This window comes from Pseudomonas sp. GW822-FHT04C11, from assembly GCF_058800905.1.
In genome coordinates this window covers 214,939-233,189 of the sequence record NZ_JBXAMS010000007.1, presented here as the reverse complement: position 1 = coordinate 233,189, position 18,251 = coordinate 214,939, and the positions used below count along the sequence as shown (strand labels likewise).

The 18,251-nt window shown below is 60.2% G+C and carries 16 protein-coding genes; 9 read left to right on the top strand and 7 right to left on the bottom strand.

What is annotated here, in order from left to right:
* Positions 1-57: 57 nt before the first annotated feature.
* Positions 58-1,062, bottom strand: coding sequence for a phosphate ABC transporter substrate-binding protein PstS (locus tag AC1RJ3_RS14235; protein ID WP_054594764.1), 1,005 nt, complete (start codon positions 1,060-1,062; stop codon positions 58-60).
* Between the two features lie 179 nt (positions 1,063-1,241).
* Positions 1,242-2,540 carry an MFS transporter gene (locus AC1RJ3_RS14230; RefSeq protein ID WP_489112038.1) on the bottom strand — a complete coding sequence of 433 codons (1,299 nt, stop codon included), beginning with the start codon at positions 2,538-2,540 and terminating at the stop codon, positions 1,242-1,244.
* A gap of 366 nt (positions 2,541-2,906) precedes the next feature.
* On the opposite strand from AC1RJ3_RS14230, the gene AC1RJ3_RS14225 reads away from it, so the two are divergent.
* Together AC1RJ3_RS14225 and AC1RJ3_RS14220 are read left to right on the top strand one after the other, a co-directional pair.
* The gene (locus AC1RJ3_RS14225; RefSeq protein ID WP_019694314.1) at positions 2,907-3,311 is read left to right on the top strand and encodes an acyl-CoA thioesterase; all 405 of its coding nucleotides are present in this window, start codon (positions 2,907-2,909) and stop codon (positions 3,309-3,311) included.
* A 73-nt stretch (positions 3,312-3,384) separates the two neighbouring features.
* Entirely contained in the window at positions 3,385-4,284 is a 900-nt protein-coding gene (locus AC1RJ3_RS14220; RefSeq protein WP_493079322.1) for a D-hexose-6-phosphate mutarotase, read from the top strand.
* A gap of 173 nt (positions 4,285-4,457) precedes the next feature.
* Here the strand turns inward: AC1RJ3_RS14220 and AC1RJ3_RS14215 are convergent, their stop codons facing one another.
* The 5 genes from AC1RJ3_RS14215 to AC1RJ3_RS14195 all read right to left on the bottom strand — a co-directional run bounded on the left by AC1RJ3_RS14215 (position 4,458) and on the right by AC1RJ3_RS14195 (position 8,173).
* The gene (locus AC1RJ3_RS14215; RefSeq protein ID WP_216740919.1) at positions 4,458-4,994 is read right to left on the bottom strand and encodes a DUF3299 domain-containing protein; all 537 of its coding nucleotides are present in this window, start codon (positions 4,992-4,994) and stop codon (positions 4,458-4,460) included.
* A gap of 88 nt (positions 4,995-5,082) precedes the next feature.
* Positions 5,083-5,331 (bottom strand): GlsB/YeaQ/YmgE family stress response membrane protein, encoded by a 249-nt coding sequence (locus AC1RJ3_RS14210; RefSeq protein WP_054594766.1) that lies wholly within the window; start codon positions 5,329-5,331, stop codon positions 5,083-5,085.
* A 107-nt stretch (positions 5,332-5,438) separates the two neighbouring features.
* Positions 5,439-6,521, bottom strand: coding sequence for a 5-(carboxyamino)imidazole ribonucleotide synthase (locus AC1RJ3_RS14205; RefSeq protein WP_054594767.1), 1,083 nt, complete (start codon positions 6,519-6,521; stop codon positions 5,439-5,441).
* 11 nt (positions 6,522-6,532) lie between these two features.
* On the bottom strand, positions 6,533-7,024 hold the full coding sequence (gene purE, locus AC1RJ3_RS14200; RefSeq protein ID WP_019694319.1) for a 5-(carboxyamino)imidazole ribonucleotide mutase: 492 nt from the start codon (positions 7,022-7,024) through the stop codon (positions 6,533-6,535).
* Between the two features lie 240 nt (positions 7,025-7,264).
* A complete protein-coding gene (locus AC1RJ3_RS14195) occupies positions 7,265-8,173 on the bottom strand; it encodes a LysR substrate-binding domain-containing protein (protein WP_054594768.1) in 909 nt (302 codons plus the stop codon).
* 180 nt (positions 8,174-8,353) lie between these two features.
* Between AC1RJ3_RS14195 and AC1RJ3_RS14190 the strand changes: the two genes are divergently transcribed.
* The 7 genes from AC1RJ3_RS14190 (at position 8,354) to AC1RJ3_RS14160 (ending at position 18,233) form a co-directional block, all read left to right on the top strand.
* Positions 8,354-9,778 carry an aspartate ammonia-lyase gene (locus AC1RJ3_RS14190; RefSeq protein ID WP_054594769.1) on the top strand — a complete coding sequence of 475 codons (1,425 nt, stop codon included), beginning with the start codon at positions 8,354-8,356 and terminating at the stop codon, positions 9,776-9,778.
* Between the two features lie 472 nt (positions 9,779-10,250).
* Complete coding sequence (locus AC1RJ3_RS14185; protein WP_054594770.1) at positions 10,251-11,702, top strand: alanine/glycine:cation symporter family protein; 1,452 nt, start codon at positions 10,251-10,253, stop codon at positions 11,700-11,702.
* Positions 11,703-11,799: 97 nt separating this feature from the next.
* Positions 11,800-12,804: an asparaginase gene (locus AC1RJ3_RS14180; protein WP_493079321.1), complete on the top strand. Its 1,005-nt coding sequence runs from the start codon at positions 11,800-11,802 to the stop codon at positions 12,802-12,804.
* Positions 12,805-12,969: 165 nt separating this feature from the next.
* Positions 12,970-13,962, top strand: a complete 993-nt coding sequence (locus AC1RJ3_RS14175; RefSeq protein ID WP_347928419.1) for an AraC family transcriptional regulator — start codon at positions 12,970-12,972, stop codon at positions 13,960-13,962.
* 72 nt (positions 13,963-14,034) lie between these two features.
* Complete coding sequence (locus AC1RJ3_RS14170) at positions 14,035-15,924, top strand: ankyrin repeat domain-containing protein (protein WP_493079320.1); 1,890 nt, start codon at positions 14,035-14,037, stop codon at positions 15,922-15,924.
* A 164-nt stretch (positions 15,925-16,088) separates the two neighbouring features.
* A complete protein-coding gene (locus AC1RJ3_RS14165) occupies positions 16,089-17,120 on the top strand; it encodes a histone deacetylase family protein (RefSeq protein ID WP_493079319.1) in 1,032 nt (343 codons plus the stop codon).
* Between the two features lie 12 nt (positions 17,121-17,132).
* Positions 17,133-18,233, top strand: coding sequence for a polyamine ABC transporter substrate-binding protein (locus AC1RJ3_RS14160; protein ID WP_054594775.1), 1,101 nt, complete (start codon positions 17,133-17,135; stop codon positions 18,231-18,233).
* Positions 18,234-18,251: the final 18 nt, after the last annotated feature.

The window sequence follows — 18,251 nt, the reverse complement described above, 5'->3', positions numbered from 1 at the left end:
CCCCTCGCCACACCAGCCTCACTCCTACAGATCCGGGGCTAGCCCCGAATCAGGGTTTTACTTTTTTGCGACTTCAGCGCCGCCCTCTTGCAGGCCCAGGTCAGCCAGTGCCTTGGCGGCAACTTTGGCTGGCAGTGGGATGTAGCCGTCTTTCACGACAACTTCCTGGCCCTGTTTGGACAGAACCAGTTTCACGAACTCGGCTTCCAGCGGGGCCAGAGGCTTGTTCGGGGCTTTGTTGACGTAAACGTAGAGGAAACGCGACAGCGGGTATTTGCCGTTCAGGGCGTTTTCTTCGCTGTCTGCGATGTAGTCAGTGCTGCCTTTCTTGGCCAGAGCCACAGTCTTCACGCTGGCAGTTTTGTAGCCGATGCCCGAATAACCGATACCGTTCAGCGAAGAGCTGATCGATTGCACGACCGAAGCCGAGCCTGGTTGTTCGTTGACGTTTGGCTTGTAGTCGCCTTTGCACAGGGCTTCTTCTTTGAAGTAGCCATACGTGCCGGATACCGAGTTACGACCGAACAGTTGAACCGGCTTGTTGGCCAGGTCGCCGGTCACGCCCAGGTCGCCCCAGGTTTTGACTTCTGCTTTAGCGCCGCACAGACGAGTCGAGGAGAAGATCGCGTCGACTTGTTCCATGGTCAGGTGCTGGATCGGGTTGTCTTTGTGCACGAACACGGCCAAGGCATCCACGGCAACCGGGATAGCGGTTGGCTTGTAGCCGTACTTCTGCTCGAAGGCTGCCAGTTCGGTGTCCTTCATCTTGCGGCTCATCGGGCCCAGGTTGGAGGTGCCTTCAGTCAACGCAGGTGGCGCGGTGGCGGAGCCAGCGGCCTGAATCTGGATGTTTACGTTCGGGTATTCTTTTTTGTAGTTCTCAGCCCACAGGGTCATGAGGTTAGCCAGGGTATCGGAACCGACGCTGGACAGGTTGCCCGAAACACCAGTGGCTTTGGTATAAGCCGGGATGGCTGGGTCTACACCAGCGGCTACCGCGTTGGCAGTTGCAACGCCAGCAGCGACAAACGTCATTGCCGCCATCAAACGCTTCAGTTTCATGCCTTACTCCTAGCAAATAGGGTGTGTTAAGTCGGGGCCAAGTATCGGCAGGCCGTGTGAACACTCTATGACCTGAATATGACAATTAGATGAAAGGCCAGCATTCCCTGGGAATACCGGCCTTTGGGGTACACCCGCAAAGGGGTGTGAGGGGGGCTGCGATCTTTTGATTCAATGAATCAACGGTTGTTCTTCCAGAGGTAACCACCCACCAGGATGCCAATGCTGCAGATGATTGCCACATAGTAGGCAGGCCCCATCGGGCTTTCCTTGAGCAGCAGGGTGACGACCATCGGGGTCAGGCCGCCAAAGATCGCGTAGGCCAGGTTGTAGGAGAACGACAGGCCGCTGAAGCGCACCACGGCCGGGAACGCCTTGACCATCACGAATGGCACCGCGCCGATGGTGCCGACGAACAGGCCGGTCAGCGCGTACAGCGGGAATAGCCAGTCGGGGTGATCGAGCAGGCTGTGGTAGAAGGTCCAGGACGTCGCCAGCAGCGCTGCGCTGCCAAACACGAACACCCGACCAGCGCCGAAGCGATCCGCCAGCGCGCCGGAGATCACACAGCCCAGGCTCAGGCACACGATGGCCACGCTATTGGCTTGCAGCGCAGTCGTGGCCGAGAAGTGATAAATGGTTTGCAGCACGGTCGGGGTCATCAGAATCACCACGATGATCCCGGCCGACAGCAGCCAGGTCAGCAGCATCGAGATGGCGATGGCGCCGCGATGGTCACGCAGTACCGCACGCAACGGCACTTCTTCGGCCAGCGCCTTGCGCAGTTGCAGCTCGGCGAACACCGGGGTTTCGTGCAGCCAGCGGCGCAGGTAGACCGAGAACAGACCAAACACACCGCCGAGCAGGAACGGGATCCGCCAGGCGTAATCAGCCACTTGTTCAGCGGAATAGAGGCTGTTGATTGCGGTGGCGACCAGCGAGCCGAGCAGGATGCCGGCAGTCAGGCCGCACGTCAGCGTGCCGCAAGCGTAGCCGATGTGTCGCTGGGGCACGTGTTCGGAAACGAATACCCAGGCCCCCGGCACTTCACCGCCAATCGCCGCGCCCTGGATCACTCGCATCAGCAGCAACAGGATCGGCGCCCACAGGCCGATCTGCGCGTATGTCGGCAGCAAGCCCATGATCAGCGTCGGTACGGCCATCATGAAAATGCTCAGGGTGAACATTTTCTTGCGCCCCAGCAGGTCGCCGAAGTGCGCCATGACGATGCCGCCCAGTGGTCGCGCCAGGTAACCGGCGGCAAAGATGCCGAAGGTCTGCATCAGCCGCAGCCACTCGGGCATGTCCGCCGGGAAGAACAACTTGCCAACCACCGTGGCGAAGAACACGAAGATGATGAAGTCGTAAAACTCCAGCGCGCCGCCCAAGGCGGAAAGCGACAGTGTCTTGTAGTCGTTACCGGTCAAGGGGCGCGCAGGTTGCGCGGGTGTCGCGATGCTCGATGGCGCTGTGGTCATGGCAAGGGCTTCTCTTATAGTCAGATCCGCAACCCCAACAACGCTGGCAGGGGCTTGGGCAGGTTCGGCACGATAGCAAATTGTTCGAAAAAGCACAGGAAAGCGCGTATTTGGCAGTCAAAATGAGAACCCGATGGTCGTCTCGGAGTCTACCGACCGATATACTCGCAACCGTGCAACACTTTGTAAGGGGTTGCTGTGCGAAAACGTCGTTGGCCTTTGTCAGCCGGTTTCGCAGAGTTTCCCTTTAGCGCGCCTTATGGAAAACGTGACGAACGTAGTATGTTCGGGGCTGAATCGTTTTTCCCAAGACGGCTATTCACCCGCTACATATTCCAAGAGTCACGGCTCAGAGGCACCCTCGGCATGATAGAGCTCGAACAAGAAGATCCTATTCCGCAAGGCGATCTGGCCCTGCAAATCACCGCGCTTCCCCGCGAAACCAACGGCTTCGGCGATATTTTCGGCGGCTGGCTGGTGTCTCAGATGGATTTGGCCGGTACGGCGATGGCCAGCAAGGTCGCGGGCGGACGCGTCGCCACCGTGGCGATCGATCGCATGGCCTTCCTGGTGCCGGTCGCCGTGGGCGCGCAGCTGTCCTTCTATACTCAGGCAACGGAAATCGGCCGCAGCTCGATCAAGATGATGGTCGAGGTCTGGAGCGACGATCCACTGTCAAGCGAATGGCGTAAAGTCACTGAGGCGGTGTTCGTGTTCGTCGCCATCGATGGCAGCGGCCGCACCCGCTCGGTTCCGCCCAGAGCTCGTTAAACCGGGCGAGCGTTAAACCCGGCGACCGTTTTACGGTCCATTGACGTCATTGATCCTGAACGAGATGTGCAACATGCCGACTCCCAACGTTGAAGCCGTGAAACTGGATGAACTGAACTGCTGGCGCATCCGCCACGGTCAGGCCGAATTGCTGGTGGCCCAGCAAGGCGCGCACATCCTCAGTTATCAACTGGCCGGGCAACCGCCGCTGATCTGGCTCAACGATGAGGCGCTGTTCAAAACCGGCAAAAGCATCCGCGCCGGTGTTCCGGTTTGTTGGCCGTGGTTCGGCAATCTGGACCGCAATCCGCCGAGCGTTCAGGCGATGCGCGTCAGCAACGAACCGCCAACCGCCCACGGTTTAGTGCGGGCGATGGATTGGGAACTGGGCGCCATTGAAGCCGAAGGCGAAAGCCTGAAGGTCGAGTTCGTCCTGCCCTACCTCGAAGGCGGCTTGCCGGGTTGGCCGTATGCGGTGGACCTGAAACTGAGCATTCGCCTGGATGAGCAACTGCATATCAACCTGACCAGCCAAAACCAGGGCAGTACCCCCGTCACCATCAGCCAGGCGCTGCACAGCTACTACGCCGTCAGCGATGTACGCAATGTGCACGTCGAAGGCCTGGACGGGCTGAGCTACATCGAAACCCTGGATAACTGGAAAACCGTGACTCAGACCGGCGATTTGCGTTTTGCCGGGGAAACCGACCGGATCTACCTGAATACACCGGCGCAATTGAGCATCGTCGATCCTGCCTGGGAACGGCGCATCGAGCTGACCAGCAGCGGCTCGCGCTCGGCGGTGATCTGGAACCCGTGGATCGCACGGGCGGCGCAGTTCAGTGACATGGCCGACGACGGCTGGCAGCGCATGCTGTGCATCGAAACGGCGAATGTGATGGATGACATCGTGACCCTGGCGCCGGGGGCGAGTCATACGCTGGGCGTGAGCATCGCCAGCAAAACTCTTTAAGCAACACTGCGATCAACTGTGGCGAGGGAGCTTGCTCCCGCTCGGCCGCGAAGCGGTCGTAAAACCAGGCAATGGGTTCTGCCTGTCAGAACTCGATTGCTGGTGTTGGGACTGCTGCGCAGTCCAGCGGGAGCAAGCTCCCTCGCCACAGGTCTTGTGCAGAACTCCAGACCTTACAAATCCGACTCTTTGACCACCCGTACTTTCGCCGCATCCAGTGCATACGCCGCATCGGCCAGGTCGTTGTTGACCTTCTCGATCTTCAGCGTGCCGGTGACCCACAGCGGTGTGTAGATATCGTCCAGCTTCAAGCCCTTCGGATAGCGCACCAGCACCAACTGGTTAGGCGGCGGTGGCGGCACGTGGATGCAGGCGCCCGGGTACGGCACCAGGAAGAACAGCGTGCTGCGCCCCTTGGCATCGGTTTCCAAAGGCACGGGATACCCGCCGATGCGGATGTTCTTGTCGTTCATCGACGCCACGGTCTTGGTCGAATACATCACCGCCGGCAAGCCCTTGCTCTGCTTCAAGCCACCCTTGTCGGTAAAGGTGCCGTTGGCTTCGGGCGAGTTGTGGTCGATTTCAGGCATGGCCTCAAGGGCTTTTTGATCCGACTTGGGCATCAGTTCGAGCCAGTCGGTTTCCGGCAGTTCGCCGGCATGAGCCAGGCCAGTGCCCAGCAATAAGAGAGTCAGCAGAAGACGGCGCATGAAATGTGCTCGGCAGAGGGGAGTCAGTAAATCGTCGAGCATTCTAGCCCTCTCTGCCCGTGCGGCAGAGAGGGCTTTGTCGCTTGAATCAGGTGTTTTTCTTGATCAGACCGTAGATCACCAGCAAGACAATCGCGCCCACCAGTGCACCGATGAAGCCCGCACCTTGGCCAGCCTGATAGATACCCAGCGCCTGGCCGCCGTACGTCGCCGCCAGCGAACCGCCGATGCCAAGCAGAATGGTCATGATCCAGCCCATGTTGTCGTCACCCGGTTTCAGGAAACGAGCCAGCAGGCCAACGATCAATCCGATGAAGATGGTTCCAATAATGTGCATGGCGTTTCCCTCTGAATGATGTGGGGTATGCCAAAGCCTAGCCAGACTTTGGCATCCTGCCATCAGAGATCGGCGGCGACCGAAGGTTCCGTCACTGCCAGATGAAACTATTCGGCAATCAGCGCTTCGACCTTGAGGATCTGCTGCGCAAGCGTCTCCCTGTCGGCGCAACGCAGGTTGGCGTGACCGACCTTGCGGCCGACCTTGAACGCCTTGCCGTAGTGGTGCAGATGGCAATCGGCGATGGCGATGACCTTCTCCACCGGCGGTACCACACCGATGAAATTGAGCATCGCGCTCTCGCCGACCTTGGCGGTCGAACCCAGCGGCAGGCCGGCAACGGCCCGCAGGTGGTTTTCGAACTGGCTGCACTCGGCGCCTTCAGTAGTCCAGTGGCCAGAGTTGTGTACGCGCGGGGCGATTTCGTTGGCCTTGAGGCCACCGTCGACTTCAAAGAACTCGAACGCCATCACGCCGACGTAATCCAGCTGCTTGAGCACGCGGCTGGAGTAATCCTCGGCCAGGGCTTGCAACGGGTGGTCGGTGCTGGCCACGGACAGTTTGAGAATGCCGCTGTCGTGGGTGTTGTGGACCAGCGGGTAGAACTTCGTTTCACCATCGCGAGCGCGCACGGCGATCAGCGACACTTCACCGGTGAACGGCACAAAGCCTTCCAGCAAGCAGGCCACGCTGCCCAGCTCGGCGAACGTACCGAGCACATCGGCCGGCGTGCGCAGGACTTTCTGGCCCTTGCCGTCGTAACCCAGGGTGCGGGTTTTCAGTACGGCGGGCAGGCCGATGGTGGCTACCGCAGCCTCCAGGTCGGCTTGCGAGTGGATATCGGCGAAGGCCGGCGTCGGAATGCCCAGGTCCTTGAACAGGCTCTTTTCGAACCAGCGATCACGGGCGATGCGCAGCGCTTCGGCACTCGGGTAAACCGGAACGAATTGCGACAGGAAGGCCACGGTTTCGGCAGGGACACTTTCGAACTCGAAGGTCACCAGGTCGACTTCATCGGCCAACTGGCGCAGGTGATCCTGATCGCCGTAATCGGCCCGCAGGTGCTCACCCAGCGCAGCTGCGCAGGCATCCGGCGCGGGGTCCAGAAAAGCGAAGTTCATTCCCAGCGGCGTACCTGCCAGGGCCAACATGCGACCCAACTGGCCGCCACCGATTACACCGATCTTCATCGTCAACAACCTCAGGCGATGCGTGGGTCTGGATTGTCCAGGACGCTGTCTGTCTGCTCAGCACGGAAGGTTTTCAGCACCGCGTGGAATTGCGGGTGCTTGGCGCCCAGGATACTCGCCGAGAGCAGGGCTGCGTTGATCGCGCCGGCCTTGCCGATGGCCAGGGTAGCGACCGGGATGCCCGCAGGCATCTGCACGATCGACAGCAGCGAATCGACGCCCGAAAGCATCGACGACTGCACCGGCACGCCCAGCACCGGCAGGTGGGTCTTGGCCGCACACATGCCAGGCAAGTGGGCCGCGCCGCCGGCACCGGCGATAATCACCTCGATGCCACGGGCCTCGGCCTCTTCGGCATACTGGAACAGCAGGTCCGGGGTGCGGTGGGCAGAGACCACTTTCACCTCGTAAGGGATGCCGAGCTTTTCCAGCATATCGGCGGTGTGGCTAAGGGTGGACCAATCGGACTTGGAGCCCATGATCACGCCAACCAGTGCGCTCATCGTCGTGCCTCTTCTCTCTGGGCGCCCGCAGGCGCGTCAAAAAACAACAAGCCACGCAAATGCGTGGCTTGTTGTACGAATTATGGCCAGACGAACCGGCCGAAGGCCGCGCAGTATACCTCAATGAAGCAGATAAACAGCCCCCCGCGCGACCATCTGTCATACGGCGCAAAGTACCGGTTTTATTGACTTTAAGGTCAATCCAATACAACACGAATCCCACACTGAATCTTCAGCGTCTCAAGGGGTTTGCGCGGCGCTGCCTTCCAGCTTGCGCCACAACAGCCTTACGTTGGCCTTGCGTACCAGCGCGCAGCGGTACAAACGAATCTCCAGCGGTACATGCCATTGCGGGCCACCGCAGACCACCAGCTCACCGCGCGCCAGTTCGGCACGCACGCTGAGCTGCGGCACCCAGGCAATGCCCAGCCCTTCCAGCGCCATGCTTTTCAGGCTGTCGGCCATGGCGGTTTCATAAATGGTGGTGAAACGCAGCGCGCGCTGGCGCAGCAGCATGTTCACCGAACGCCCGAGAAAAGCCCCGGCGCTGTAAGCCAACAGCGGCACGCTGGCCTCGCCTTCGAGGTCAAACAGCGGCTTGCCATCCGCATCGGCCGCACAGACCGGGAGCATTTCGGTGTCGCCCAGGTGCAGTGACGGGAAAATCTCCGGGTCCATTTGCATGGCCGCATCCGGGTCATAAAACGCCAGCATCAGATCGCAGCCGCCTTCGCGCAACGCGTGCACGGCGTCGCCGACGTTGGTCGCCACCAGCCGCGTCGCAATGTTCAGGCCTTCATTGCGCAATTGCGCGATCCAGCGCGGAAAGAAACCCAGGGCCAGGGAGTGAGCGGCCGCGACTTGCATCACTTCGCCCTGCCCGCCTTCGAGGTGATGCAAATGCCGCAGCACTTCGCCGAGTTGCTCGACCACTGTACGCGCCGTGACCAGAAACAACTGCCCCGCCGCCGTCAGTTCGATGGGCGTGCGCGAGCGATTGACCAGGGTCAGCCCCAGTGCGGCTTCGAGGCTGCGGATCCGCCGACTGAATGCCGGCTGAGTCACAAAGCGCCGTTCGGCGGCCTGCGAAAAGCTGCGGGTGGCGGCCAGGGCACTAAAGTCCTCGAGCCATTTGCTTTCCAGATTCATCACGCCCTCCCGGACACGCACCAATTTAGGTCACACGCTTGCCGTATACACGGCGTCACACGGGTATTATGCCGAATGTGCATAGGGCAGTGCTTAACAGCATTGGCCCAAAATTTTCCACAAGCCTAGCATTCGCAGCGTTCCGGCATAGACCGGGTCCATATCGAGATGATTTCTATCATGTCCTCCGCTGCATCTTTCCGCACAGAAAAAGACCTGCTTGGCGTACTCGAAGTACCAGCTCAAGCGTATTACGGCATCCAGACCCTGCGAGCGGTGAACAACTTCCGTCTCTCCGGCGTTCCGATTTCGCATTACCCGAAACTGGTTGTGGGTCTGGCAATGGTCAAGCAGGCTGCTGCTGACGCCAACCGCGAGCTGGGTCACCTGAGCGACGTCAAGCACGCTGCCATCAGCGAAGCGTGTGCCCGTCTGATCCGCGGCGATTTCCACGAAGAGTTCGTGGTGGACATGATTCAAGGCGGCGCTGGCACTTCAACCAACATGAATGCCAACGAAGTCATCGCCAACATCGCGCTGGAGGCTATGGGCCACAGCAAGGGCGAATACCAATACCTGCACCCGAACAACGACGTGAACATGGCCCAGTCGACCAACGACGCCTACCCGACGGCCATCCGTCTGGGTCTGCTGTTGGGTCACGACGCCCTGCTCGCCAGCCTCGACAGCCTGATCCAGTCGTTCGCTGCCAAAGGTGAAGAATTCAGCCACGTTCTGAAGATGGGTCGTACCCAGCTGCAAGACGCCGTGCCGATGACCCTTGGCCAGGAATTCCGCGCCTTCGCCACCACCCTGAGCGAAGACCTGGCACGCCTGAAGACACTGGCACCGGAACTGCTGACCGAAGTGAACCTGGGCGGCACCGCGATTGGTACCGGCATCAACGCCGACCCGCGTTACCAGCACCTGGCTGTTCAGCGCCTGGCACTGATCAGCGGTCAACCGCTGGTACCGGCCGCCGACCTGATCGAAGCGACTTCCGACATGGGCGCCTTCGTGCTGTTCTCCGGCATGCTCAAGCGCACCGCGGTCAAGCTGTCGAAGATCTGCAACGACTTGCGCCTGCTGTCCAGCGGCCCACGCACCGGCATCAACGAAATCAACCTGCCAGCGCGTCAGCCGGGCAGCTCGATCATGCCAGGCAAGGTCAACCCGGTTATTCCTGAAGCCGTTAACCAGGTGGCCTTCCAGATCATCGGTAACGACCTGGCACTGACCATCGCGGCCGAAGGCGGCCAGTTGCAACTGAACGTGATGGAGCCGTTGATCGCCTTCAAGATCTTCGACTCGATCCGCCTGCTGCAACGCGCCATGGACATGCTGCGCGAGCACTGCATCGTCGGCATCACTGCCAACGAAGCCCGCTGCCGTGAACTGGTCGAACACTCGATCGGTCTGGTCACCGCGCTGAACCCGTACATCGGCTATGAAAACGCCACCCGCATCGCCCGTATCGCCCTTGAAAGCGGCCGCGGCGTGCTGGAACTGGTGCGAGAAGAAGGCTTGCTGGATGAGGCCATGCTCGCCGACATCCTGCGCCCGGAAAACATGATTGCTCCGCGTCTGGTACCACTGAAAGCCTAACGCTGTAGTTACTGCTCACCAGGTCGAGGGACTAGACACCTCTCACCTTTTGAGGGCCTGGAGTTCATTCTCCAGGCCCTTTTTTTTAAATCTTTTGCGGATTTTCCAAACATGTCGTGTGTTTTCAATACCGCCAAGATCGCAGCCTTCGGCAGCTCCTACACAGGGATCAACGTACACCCGTAGGAGCTGTCGAAGGCTGCGATTTTTTGATCTTGCAGCCCCTTGTTTTATCGTTCGCACCACAACCGTGCAGACGGACGCCGCACTGATAGGTATAGTGCCGCCCCTCTTCGCGTGAGCGGTCGTCGGTAACGAGACCCAAACCCATGCGAAACCCGAACTAATAACAAACCCGCGATATGGATCCAGGACGAACATCGCCCCATCCGTTGTGCCGTGCACAGACCGGTGTAACGCAATGTTTCGACCACCCACAATCGCCTACACAAAAAACAGCGAGGAATACTCCATGCTCGAAGTCATCAACGACTTCCTCTCAGGGAAAGTACTGATCGTGCTCATTGTCGGGCTCGGTAGCTACTTCACGATCCGCTCGCGTTTCGTCCAATTGCGTCACTTCCTACACATGTTCTCGGTCTTCAAAGAGAGCCTGCGTAGCAGCAGCGAGCAACTCAGCTCGTTCCAGGCCCTGATGCTCAGCCTCGCCGGCCGCGTCGGCGCAGGCAATATCGCGGGTGTCGGCATCGCCGTGACCCTCGGTGGCCCAGGCGCAGTGTTCTGGATGTGGGTGACCGCACTGGTCGGCATGTCCAGCAGCTTCTTCGAATGCTCCCTCGGCCAGCTCTATAAGCGCTGCGACTCCGAAGGTCAGTACCGCGGCGGCCCGTCCTACTACATCCAGCACGGCCTGCAGAAGCGCTGGTTGGGCATGATCATGGCATTCCTGTTGCTGGTGACCTTCGGGTTCGCCTTCAACGGCCTGCAATCCCATGCCGTGACCCACTCGCTCAATAACGCCTTCGGCCTGAACACCACCTACACCGGCCTGGGCCTGGCGGTGCTGTTGGGCCTGGTGTTTATCGGCGGGATCAAGCGGATCGCCAAAGTGGCCGACCTGCTGGTACCGGTGAAGACCCTGGTCTACATCGGCGTGACCATCTACGTGATCGTGCTGCAATTCGACCATGTGCCGGGCATGCTGATGACCATCGTCAAGAGCGCATTCGGTCTGGACCAGGCCTTCGGTGGCCTGATCGGCAGCGCCATCGTCATGGGCGTGAAGCGCGGCGTGTTCGCCAACGAAGCCGGCCTGGGCAGTGCGCCTAACGTCGCAGCCGTGGCGTCGGTCGAGCACCCGGTCGCACAAGGCGTGGTTCAGGCGTTCAGCGTGTTCCTCGACACCTTCGTGATCTGCACCTGCACTGCATTGCTGATCTTGCTGTCGGGCTTCTACACACCAGGCTTCGAAGGCGACGGCATTGCCCTGACCCAGAACTCTCTGGCCGCCGTAGTCGGTGATTGGGGCCGGATGTTCATCAGCGTCGCGCTGGCGTTGTTCGTGTTCACCTCGATCCTCTACAACTACTACCTGGGCGAGAGCAACCTGCGCTTCCTGGTCGGTGAAAACCGCAAGGTGCTGATCGGCTACCGCGCATTGGTACTGGCGTTGATCTTCTGGGGTGCGATCGAAAACCTGAGCACCGTGTTCGCCTTCGCCGACATCACCATGACAATGCTCGCGTTCGTGAACCTGATCGCCTTGTTCCTGCTGTTCAACGTTGGCATGCGCATCCTGAATGACTACGACGCTCAACGCCGCGCCGGGATCAAGACGCCAGTGTTCGACTCCAGCAAATTCCCGGACCTGGACCTGGACCTCAAAGCCTGGCCAGCCAACCCGCCAGCCGCCGCTCCAAAATCTGAAGCCGAGCCGCAAGGCGTGACCGCAGCGCAACGCTGATCGGTTAAAACCGGGCGCATCCCCTGCGCCCGACGTGACACAGCGTGCGACCGGCGTCATGCTCGGTCGTACGCTGTCATCGTTCAGGAGACCCCACATGATTCCCGCAACTTATCCTGCTGCGCAGCACGTCATGGTGCTCTACACCGGTGGCACCATTGGCATGCAAGCCAGCGCCAACGGCCTGGCCCCGGCGTCCGGTTTTGAAGCCCGGATGCGCGACTACCTGCACAGCCAGCCTGATCTGGTGGTGCCGAACTGGCGCTTCCGAGAAATGACCCCGCTGATCGACAGCGCCAACATGACCCCGGCCTACTGGCAGCGCCTGCGCGATGCGGTCATCGAAGCGGTCGACGTCGACGGCTGCGACAGCGTGCTGATCCTGCACGGCACCGACACCCTGGCCTACAGCGCCGCCGCCATGAGTTTCCAATTGCTCGGCCTGCACGCACGGGTGCTGTTTACCGGTTCCATGCTGCCGGCCGGCGTGCCTGACAGCGATGCCTGGGAAAACCTCGGCGGTGCGCTTGTCGCCCTCGGCCAAGGCCTGGAACCGGGCGTGCAGTTGTACTTCCATGGCGAGCTGCTGGACCCGACCCGTTGCGCGAAGATTCGCAGCTTCGGTCGGCACCCGTTTGCTCGCCTGCAACGCCAGGGCGGCGGCGTCAAAGCACCTGCCCTCCCGACAGCGCTTGAGTACCGTCAGAGCAAGCAACTGGCCAAGGTCGGCGTGCTGCCACTGTTTCCCGGAATCGGCGCGGAACAGCTCGATGGCGTGCTGAACAGCGGCATTCAGGGTCTGGTGCTGGAATGCTTCGGCAGCGGCACCGGGCCGAGCGATAACCCCGAGTTTCTCGCCAGCCTTGCGCGCGCGCGGGATCAGGGGGTCGTGGTGGTCGCGATCACCCAGTGCCATGAAGGCGGGGTTGAGCTGGATGTCTACGAGGCCGGCAGTCGCTTGCGTGGCGTGGGCGTGTTGTCTGGCGGCGGCATGACCCGTGAAGCCGCGTTTGGCAAATTGCATGCGCTGTTGGGTGCAGATCTGGACACGGCAGAGGTTCGACGGCTTGTAGAGCTCGACCTTTGCGGCGAACTTAGCTGACACCACACATATCCTGTGGGGGCAAGGCTTGCCCGCGATGAACGATGACGCTGTGTGTCTGGTAGACCTCGTCGTCCCTATCGCGGGCAAGCCTTGCTCCTACAGGTTGATGACACCCGGCATACAACTTGCTCGCTTCCAGCCACCCAAAGGCTGGAATCGCCCATGCTCCACTCCCACCTCACCACCCTCAACGCCGTTTCCCTGGTGCTCAATGCCTTCAAGGCCGATGGGCTTTCGAGTGAGGCGCTGCTGGCCGGCAGCGGCATCAGCGCCGCGGATCTGAGCCGCGCCGACACGCGAATCACCACCAATCAGGAAATGCAGGTCTGCGCCAACGCGGTCGCGCTCAAGCGTGACATCGGCCTGGAACTGGGCCGGCGGATGCACGTTTCGTCCTACGGCATTCTCGGTTATGCCCTGCTCACCAGTGCCACCTTCGGTGACGCCTTGCGCCTGGCGCTGCGCTATCCGGCGCTGTTGGGAACACTTTTCGAGCTAAGCCTTGAGGACGATGGCGAGCGCATCTGGTTCGCCGCCGCCGATTACCGGGAAAGTCCGGCGCTGGCAGTGTTCAACGCCGAGTTCTGCCTGGTCTCGCTGAAAGTCATCTGCGACGACCTGCTCGGCCATCCACTGCCGCTGCTGGGTGCCCGTTTCGAACATTCGGCACCGGATTATCGGGCCAGCTACGCGACGCACTTTGATTGCCCCCTGCGCTTTGACGGCACCGATAACGCCTTCGCTTTCGACAAACACTGGCTGGACCAGCCCTTGCCTCTGGCCGACAGCATCACCCATCAGGCCATGGCCGAACGCTGTCGCAAGCAGAACACCGAATTCACCGGACGCCAGGCGTGGCTGGGGCGGATCCGCCAACTGCTCACCGCCCAACTCGACGCCGCGCCAGGCCTGGAAGGCCTGGCCGAACAGATGAACTGCTCGGCGCGGACTCTGCGTCGGCACCTGAAGGATCTGGGGTGCAGCTATCAGGAATTGCTCGACGAACTGCGCTTTGAGCGCGCCAAGCAGATGCTTTACGAAGATCAGCTGCCGATCTATCGCATCGCCGAGGCGCTGGGCTTCAGCGAAACCGCGAGTTTCCGCCATGCCTTTGTGCGCTGGAGTGGGGTCGCGCCCAGCCAGTTCAGGCCTTGAGATAAAGTAGGCACAGTGGACGACGCTGAACTACATTACGCAGCCCAATCATGTTGTCGGTGTTCCTGCTTGATGCCCCTTCCTCGTCGCTGCACACGCTTTGCCTTGCTGGCCCTGCTACTCAACCTGCCTGTGGTGGCGCAAGCGATTGAACTGGACTGGTTTGGGCTACCCCCGCATGCCGTGGTTGATGCGCCTGAATACAAGGCCATCATCGTTCCCACGGCTGTCACGGAGAGCGCGACGGGCATGTCGCCGCCCTTGGTCGGCTTGCTCAGTCAGTACCGCGGTTTGTTTTACCTCAACATTTATCGCGATGAAAATTATCGGGAGCGTGCGTATAAATTTGGCCCGATACCGCTGATGACGACGGAAGAATTTCGCTACTGCACCAAGAACCAGGACGGTCTTGTCATGAGCCCTAGCGCCACTCATATCGAGTTGGCACCCGGCATCGCAATGAACGAACTGAAATTTGAATGTGGACGTAACGGCTGGGAAACCCGGCGTTACCTGCTGGTCGACAGCCGCCAACCGGGTACGCCGCTACTGGCTATCGGGCGCTTTTCAAACGATCAGCACCTGGTGTTCCAGGCGTTGCAAGCGACCCTCCCGCAGGTTTCAGACGCCTGGCTCAAGGCGCTCGAATCCGCGCGACCGGCGATGCTGTACCACGTCCCGGAAACACCATTCAGCTTCAGCGTGGCCGACCAGCCCTACGTAGCCGAAGACGGCGCGAAACGCCTCCGCGAGCTGCACCAGCAACTGAGTAAAGACAAGGACAAAGGCCCGGGCCTGAAGAATGTCGAAGAGTTGTTTATCAACACTGACTTTCGCCTTGTCGGTGCCGACCAGAAAGACTTTGCCGGGCTGCTCAATGACATCGCGTTCTGGCGAAGTGCAACCAAACCGGACAACGTCACCACGAACTTGTTCAAGGAAGTCGTGCGCCGCGACCCTCAACGCATCCCGGTCTACCTGAACATGGCAGACCTGTACTGGTCCCGGTATGAGAAATTTCCCGAGTACACCACCAGCCTGGCCCCAGCACTGGAGTACTACCGGATTTACTGCGGCCTGCGCCTGGCGCGCAACATGAGTATTCCTCAGCGGGTCCTGGAAAGACTGAGCATCACCCAAGGCGACCCAAAAATCTGCAAGGCTCAATGGCCGCTGCTGCAAGCGGTGGACGCTCAGGATGAAACCCGCGTACGCAGTCTGCTGGACGCCGGCATACCTGCCGACACCCAAGACGAAGACGGGCGCAGTGCGCTGCTTCATGCGCTGGACAAGCCCAACTTTGCAATCGCCCGTTTGCTGCTGGAACACGGTGCGAAAACTCAAGGTATCAACGGTAGCGAGCCCGTGGTGATGCAGGCGCTGAACAAGGATCGTCGCGAAAGCAAAGACCCGGAGAAGGCCCGGCGTCTGCAATTCTTGCTTGAGGCGGGAGCCGCCATCGACGAAACCAATGTCGACGGTGAAACCGTGCTGATGCAACACGCCACGGTGATGGATTCCGACCTTTTCACCTGGCTGCTCAAGTACCCTCAAAACCTTGACCTGCGAGATAAAAAACAGGGGGAATCTGCACTCTATCGGACCATCGAAAGCGGTGCCTACCCCGCTGCTGTACTGCTGGTCAAAAGCGGAGTGCAACTCAATGCGGGTTATCGAGAAGGCCGCTGCAACAGCAATGAAGAAGTACTCGAACCGGCATTGCTGCGCTTGGCCCGAGCGAGCGGGTCGAGCGGAGTTGACCCTGTCGTCTACCAGCAACAAACGCTGGAACTGTTCACGCTGATGCTGGAAAAAGGCGCCGACCCTCGCGCCGGTCATCAGTGCAAGGGCGACAACCTGGAAGTCACGCGTTTCTGGCTGAAACAACGCAAACGTGACGACATGCTGCAAGTGCTGCAACGCTACTTCCCGGAAGAGGCAGGCGCCACGCCAAGCGCGTAAGTATCTTGTCGCCCCGAACCGGGGCGTCGCCGCGCCAACAAGGGGCGAATTTCGGTCAGATCTTTTGGCCATATTGATCCCCTTTTGGCCTTTCCTGCCGTTCTCTGAATCGCCGCACGCCGCAAGACTGTGTTCAACCGAATCAGCCTGCGGAGAACAAGAAAATGCTGACGATCTACTCGGACGATCACCACCTGCACCACGGACGCTGCGAATTGATGGACGGGCAATTGATGCCCTGCTTCGAAATGCCCTCGCGAGCCGACCACGTTCTGGCACGCGTTCAATCCCGCAGCCTGGGGCCGGTGCAAGCGCCGCAGGATTTTGGTCTGGGGCCGATCCAGCGCATCCACAGCGACGACTACCTGACGTTCTTCAAAGGCGCATGGCAGCGCTGGACCGAGTTTGAACGCGACGGCGATTTGCTGCCGTACACCTGGCCGGCACGCACCCTGCGCACGGTCATCCCGAAAAGCCTGCACGGCCAACTCGGTTATTACAGCTTCGACGGCGGCGCACCGATCACCGCCGGCACCTGGCAAGCAGCGTATAGCGCGGCGCAAGTCGCGCTGACCGCCCAGGCCGCGATCCAACGCGGTGCGCGCAGTGCGTTTGCCCTGTGCCGTCCACCGGGACATCACGCTGCCAGCGACTTGATGGGCGGTTATTGCTACCTCAACAATGCCGCCATCGCTGCCCAGGCATTCCTCGATCAAGGCCACAAGAAAGTCGCGATCCTCGACGTCGACTACCACCACGGCAACGGCACCCAATCGATTTTCTATCAGCGCAGCGATGTGCTGTTCACCTCGATCCACGGCCACCCCGAAGCTGAATTTCCATTCTTCCTCGGTTACGAAGACGAACGCGGCGAAGGTGCAGGTGAAGGTTTCAACTTCAACTACCCGCTGCCCGCAGGTTCCGGCTGGGACACCTGGAGCGCGGCGCTGGAGCAGGCCTGTAAAGAGATTGAGCGCTTCGGCGCCGATATCGTGGTCGTATCTCTTGGCGTCGACACCTTCAAGGACGACCCGATCTCCCAGTTCAAGCTCGACAGCCCGGATTACCTGGCGATGGGCAAGCGCATCGGCGCCCTTGGCAAGCCGACCCTGTTCGTGATGGAAGGCGGCTACGCGGTGGAAGAAATCGGCATCAATGCCGTGAACGTTCTCGAAGGTTTCAAAAGCGCCCAATGAGGAATTAGAACAATGAATCAACTCAAGCGTTTTATCATCCCGGCTCTGTGCACAGCAGTTCTCAGCACTGCTGTGCATGCTGAAGAGCGCACCTTGCGGGTCTACAACTGGTTCGACTACATCACCCCCAAGGCACTGGAAGACTTCAAGGCCGAGAACACCAAGGTCAAACTGGTCTACGACATTTTCGATACCAACGAAGCGCTGGAAGCCAAACTGCTCACCGGCAACTCCGGTTACGACGTGGTGGTGCCGTCCAACGTGTTCCTCGCCAAGCAGATCGAAGCCGGGGTATTCCAACCACTGGACCGCAGCAAACTGCCGAACTGGAACCACCTCGATCCCAAGCTGATGAAGCTGATCGAAGCCAACGACCCGGGCAACAAATTCGCCGTGCCATACATGTACGGCACCATCCTGATCGGCTTCAACCCGGACAAGGTCAAGGCCGCGCTGGGCACCAACGCACCAGTGGACAGCTGGGACCTGATCTTCAAGGAAGAGAACATCAGCAAACTCAAGCAGTGCGGCGTGGCCCTGCTCGATTCACCGTCGGAGATCCTGCCGCTGGCCCTGCAGCACCTGGGCCTGGACCCGAACAGCAAAAAGCCGGATGACTACGTCAAGGCTGAAGCATTGCTGATGAAGATTCGCCCGTATATCACCTATTTCCACTCATCCAAGTACATGGCCGACATCGCCAACGGTGATATCTGTGTCGCCGTCGGTTACTCCGGCAGCTTCTCCCAGGCCGCCAACCGCGCCAAGGAAGCCAAGAACGGAGTGATCGTCGACATGCGCCTGCCGAAAGAAGGCGCGCCGATCTGGTTCGACATGCTTGCGATCCCGAAAGGGGCGAAAGATCCGGAAGACGCCTACACCTTCATGAACTACCTGTTGCAACCGAAAGTCATCGCGCCGGTCAGCGACTTTGTCGGCTATCCGAACCCGAACAAGGACGCCACGGAAATGGTCGACCCGGCGATCCGCAGCAACCCTAATCTGTACCCGACCGAAGCGGCCATGAGCACGCTCTACACCCTGCAACCGCTGCCGCGCGACGCGGAACGGGCGCGGACCCGGGCCTGGACCAAGATCAAGTCCGGTACCTGAAACGCTCACGCCGCTGAA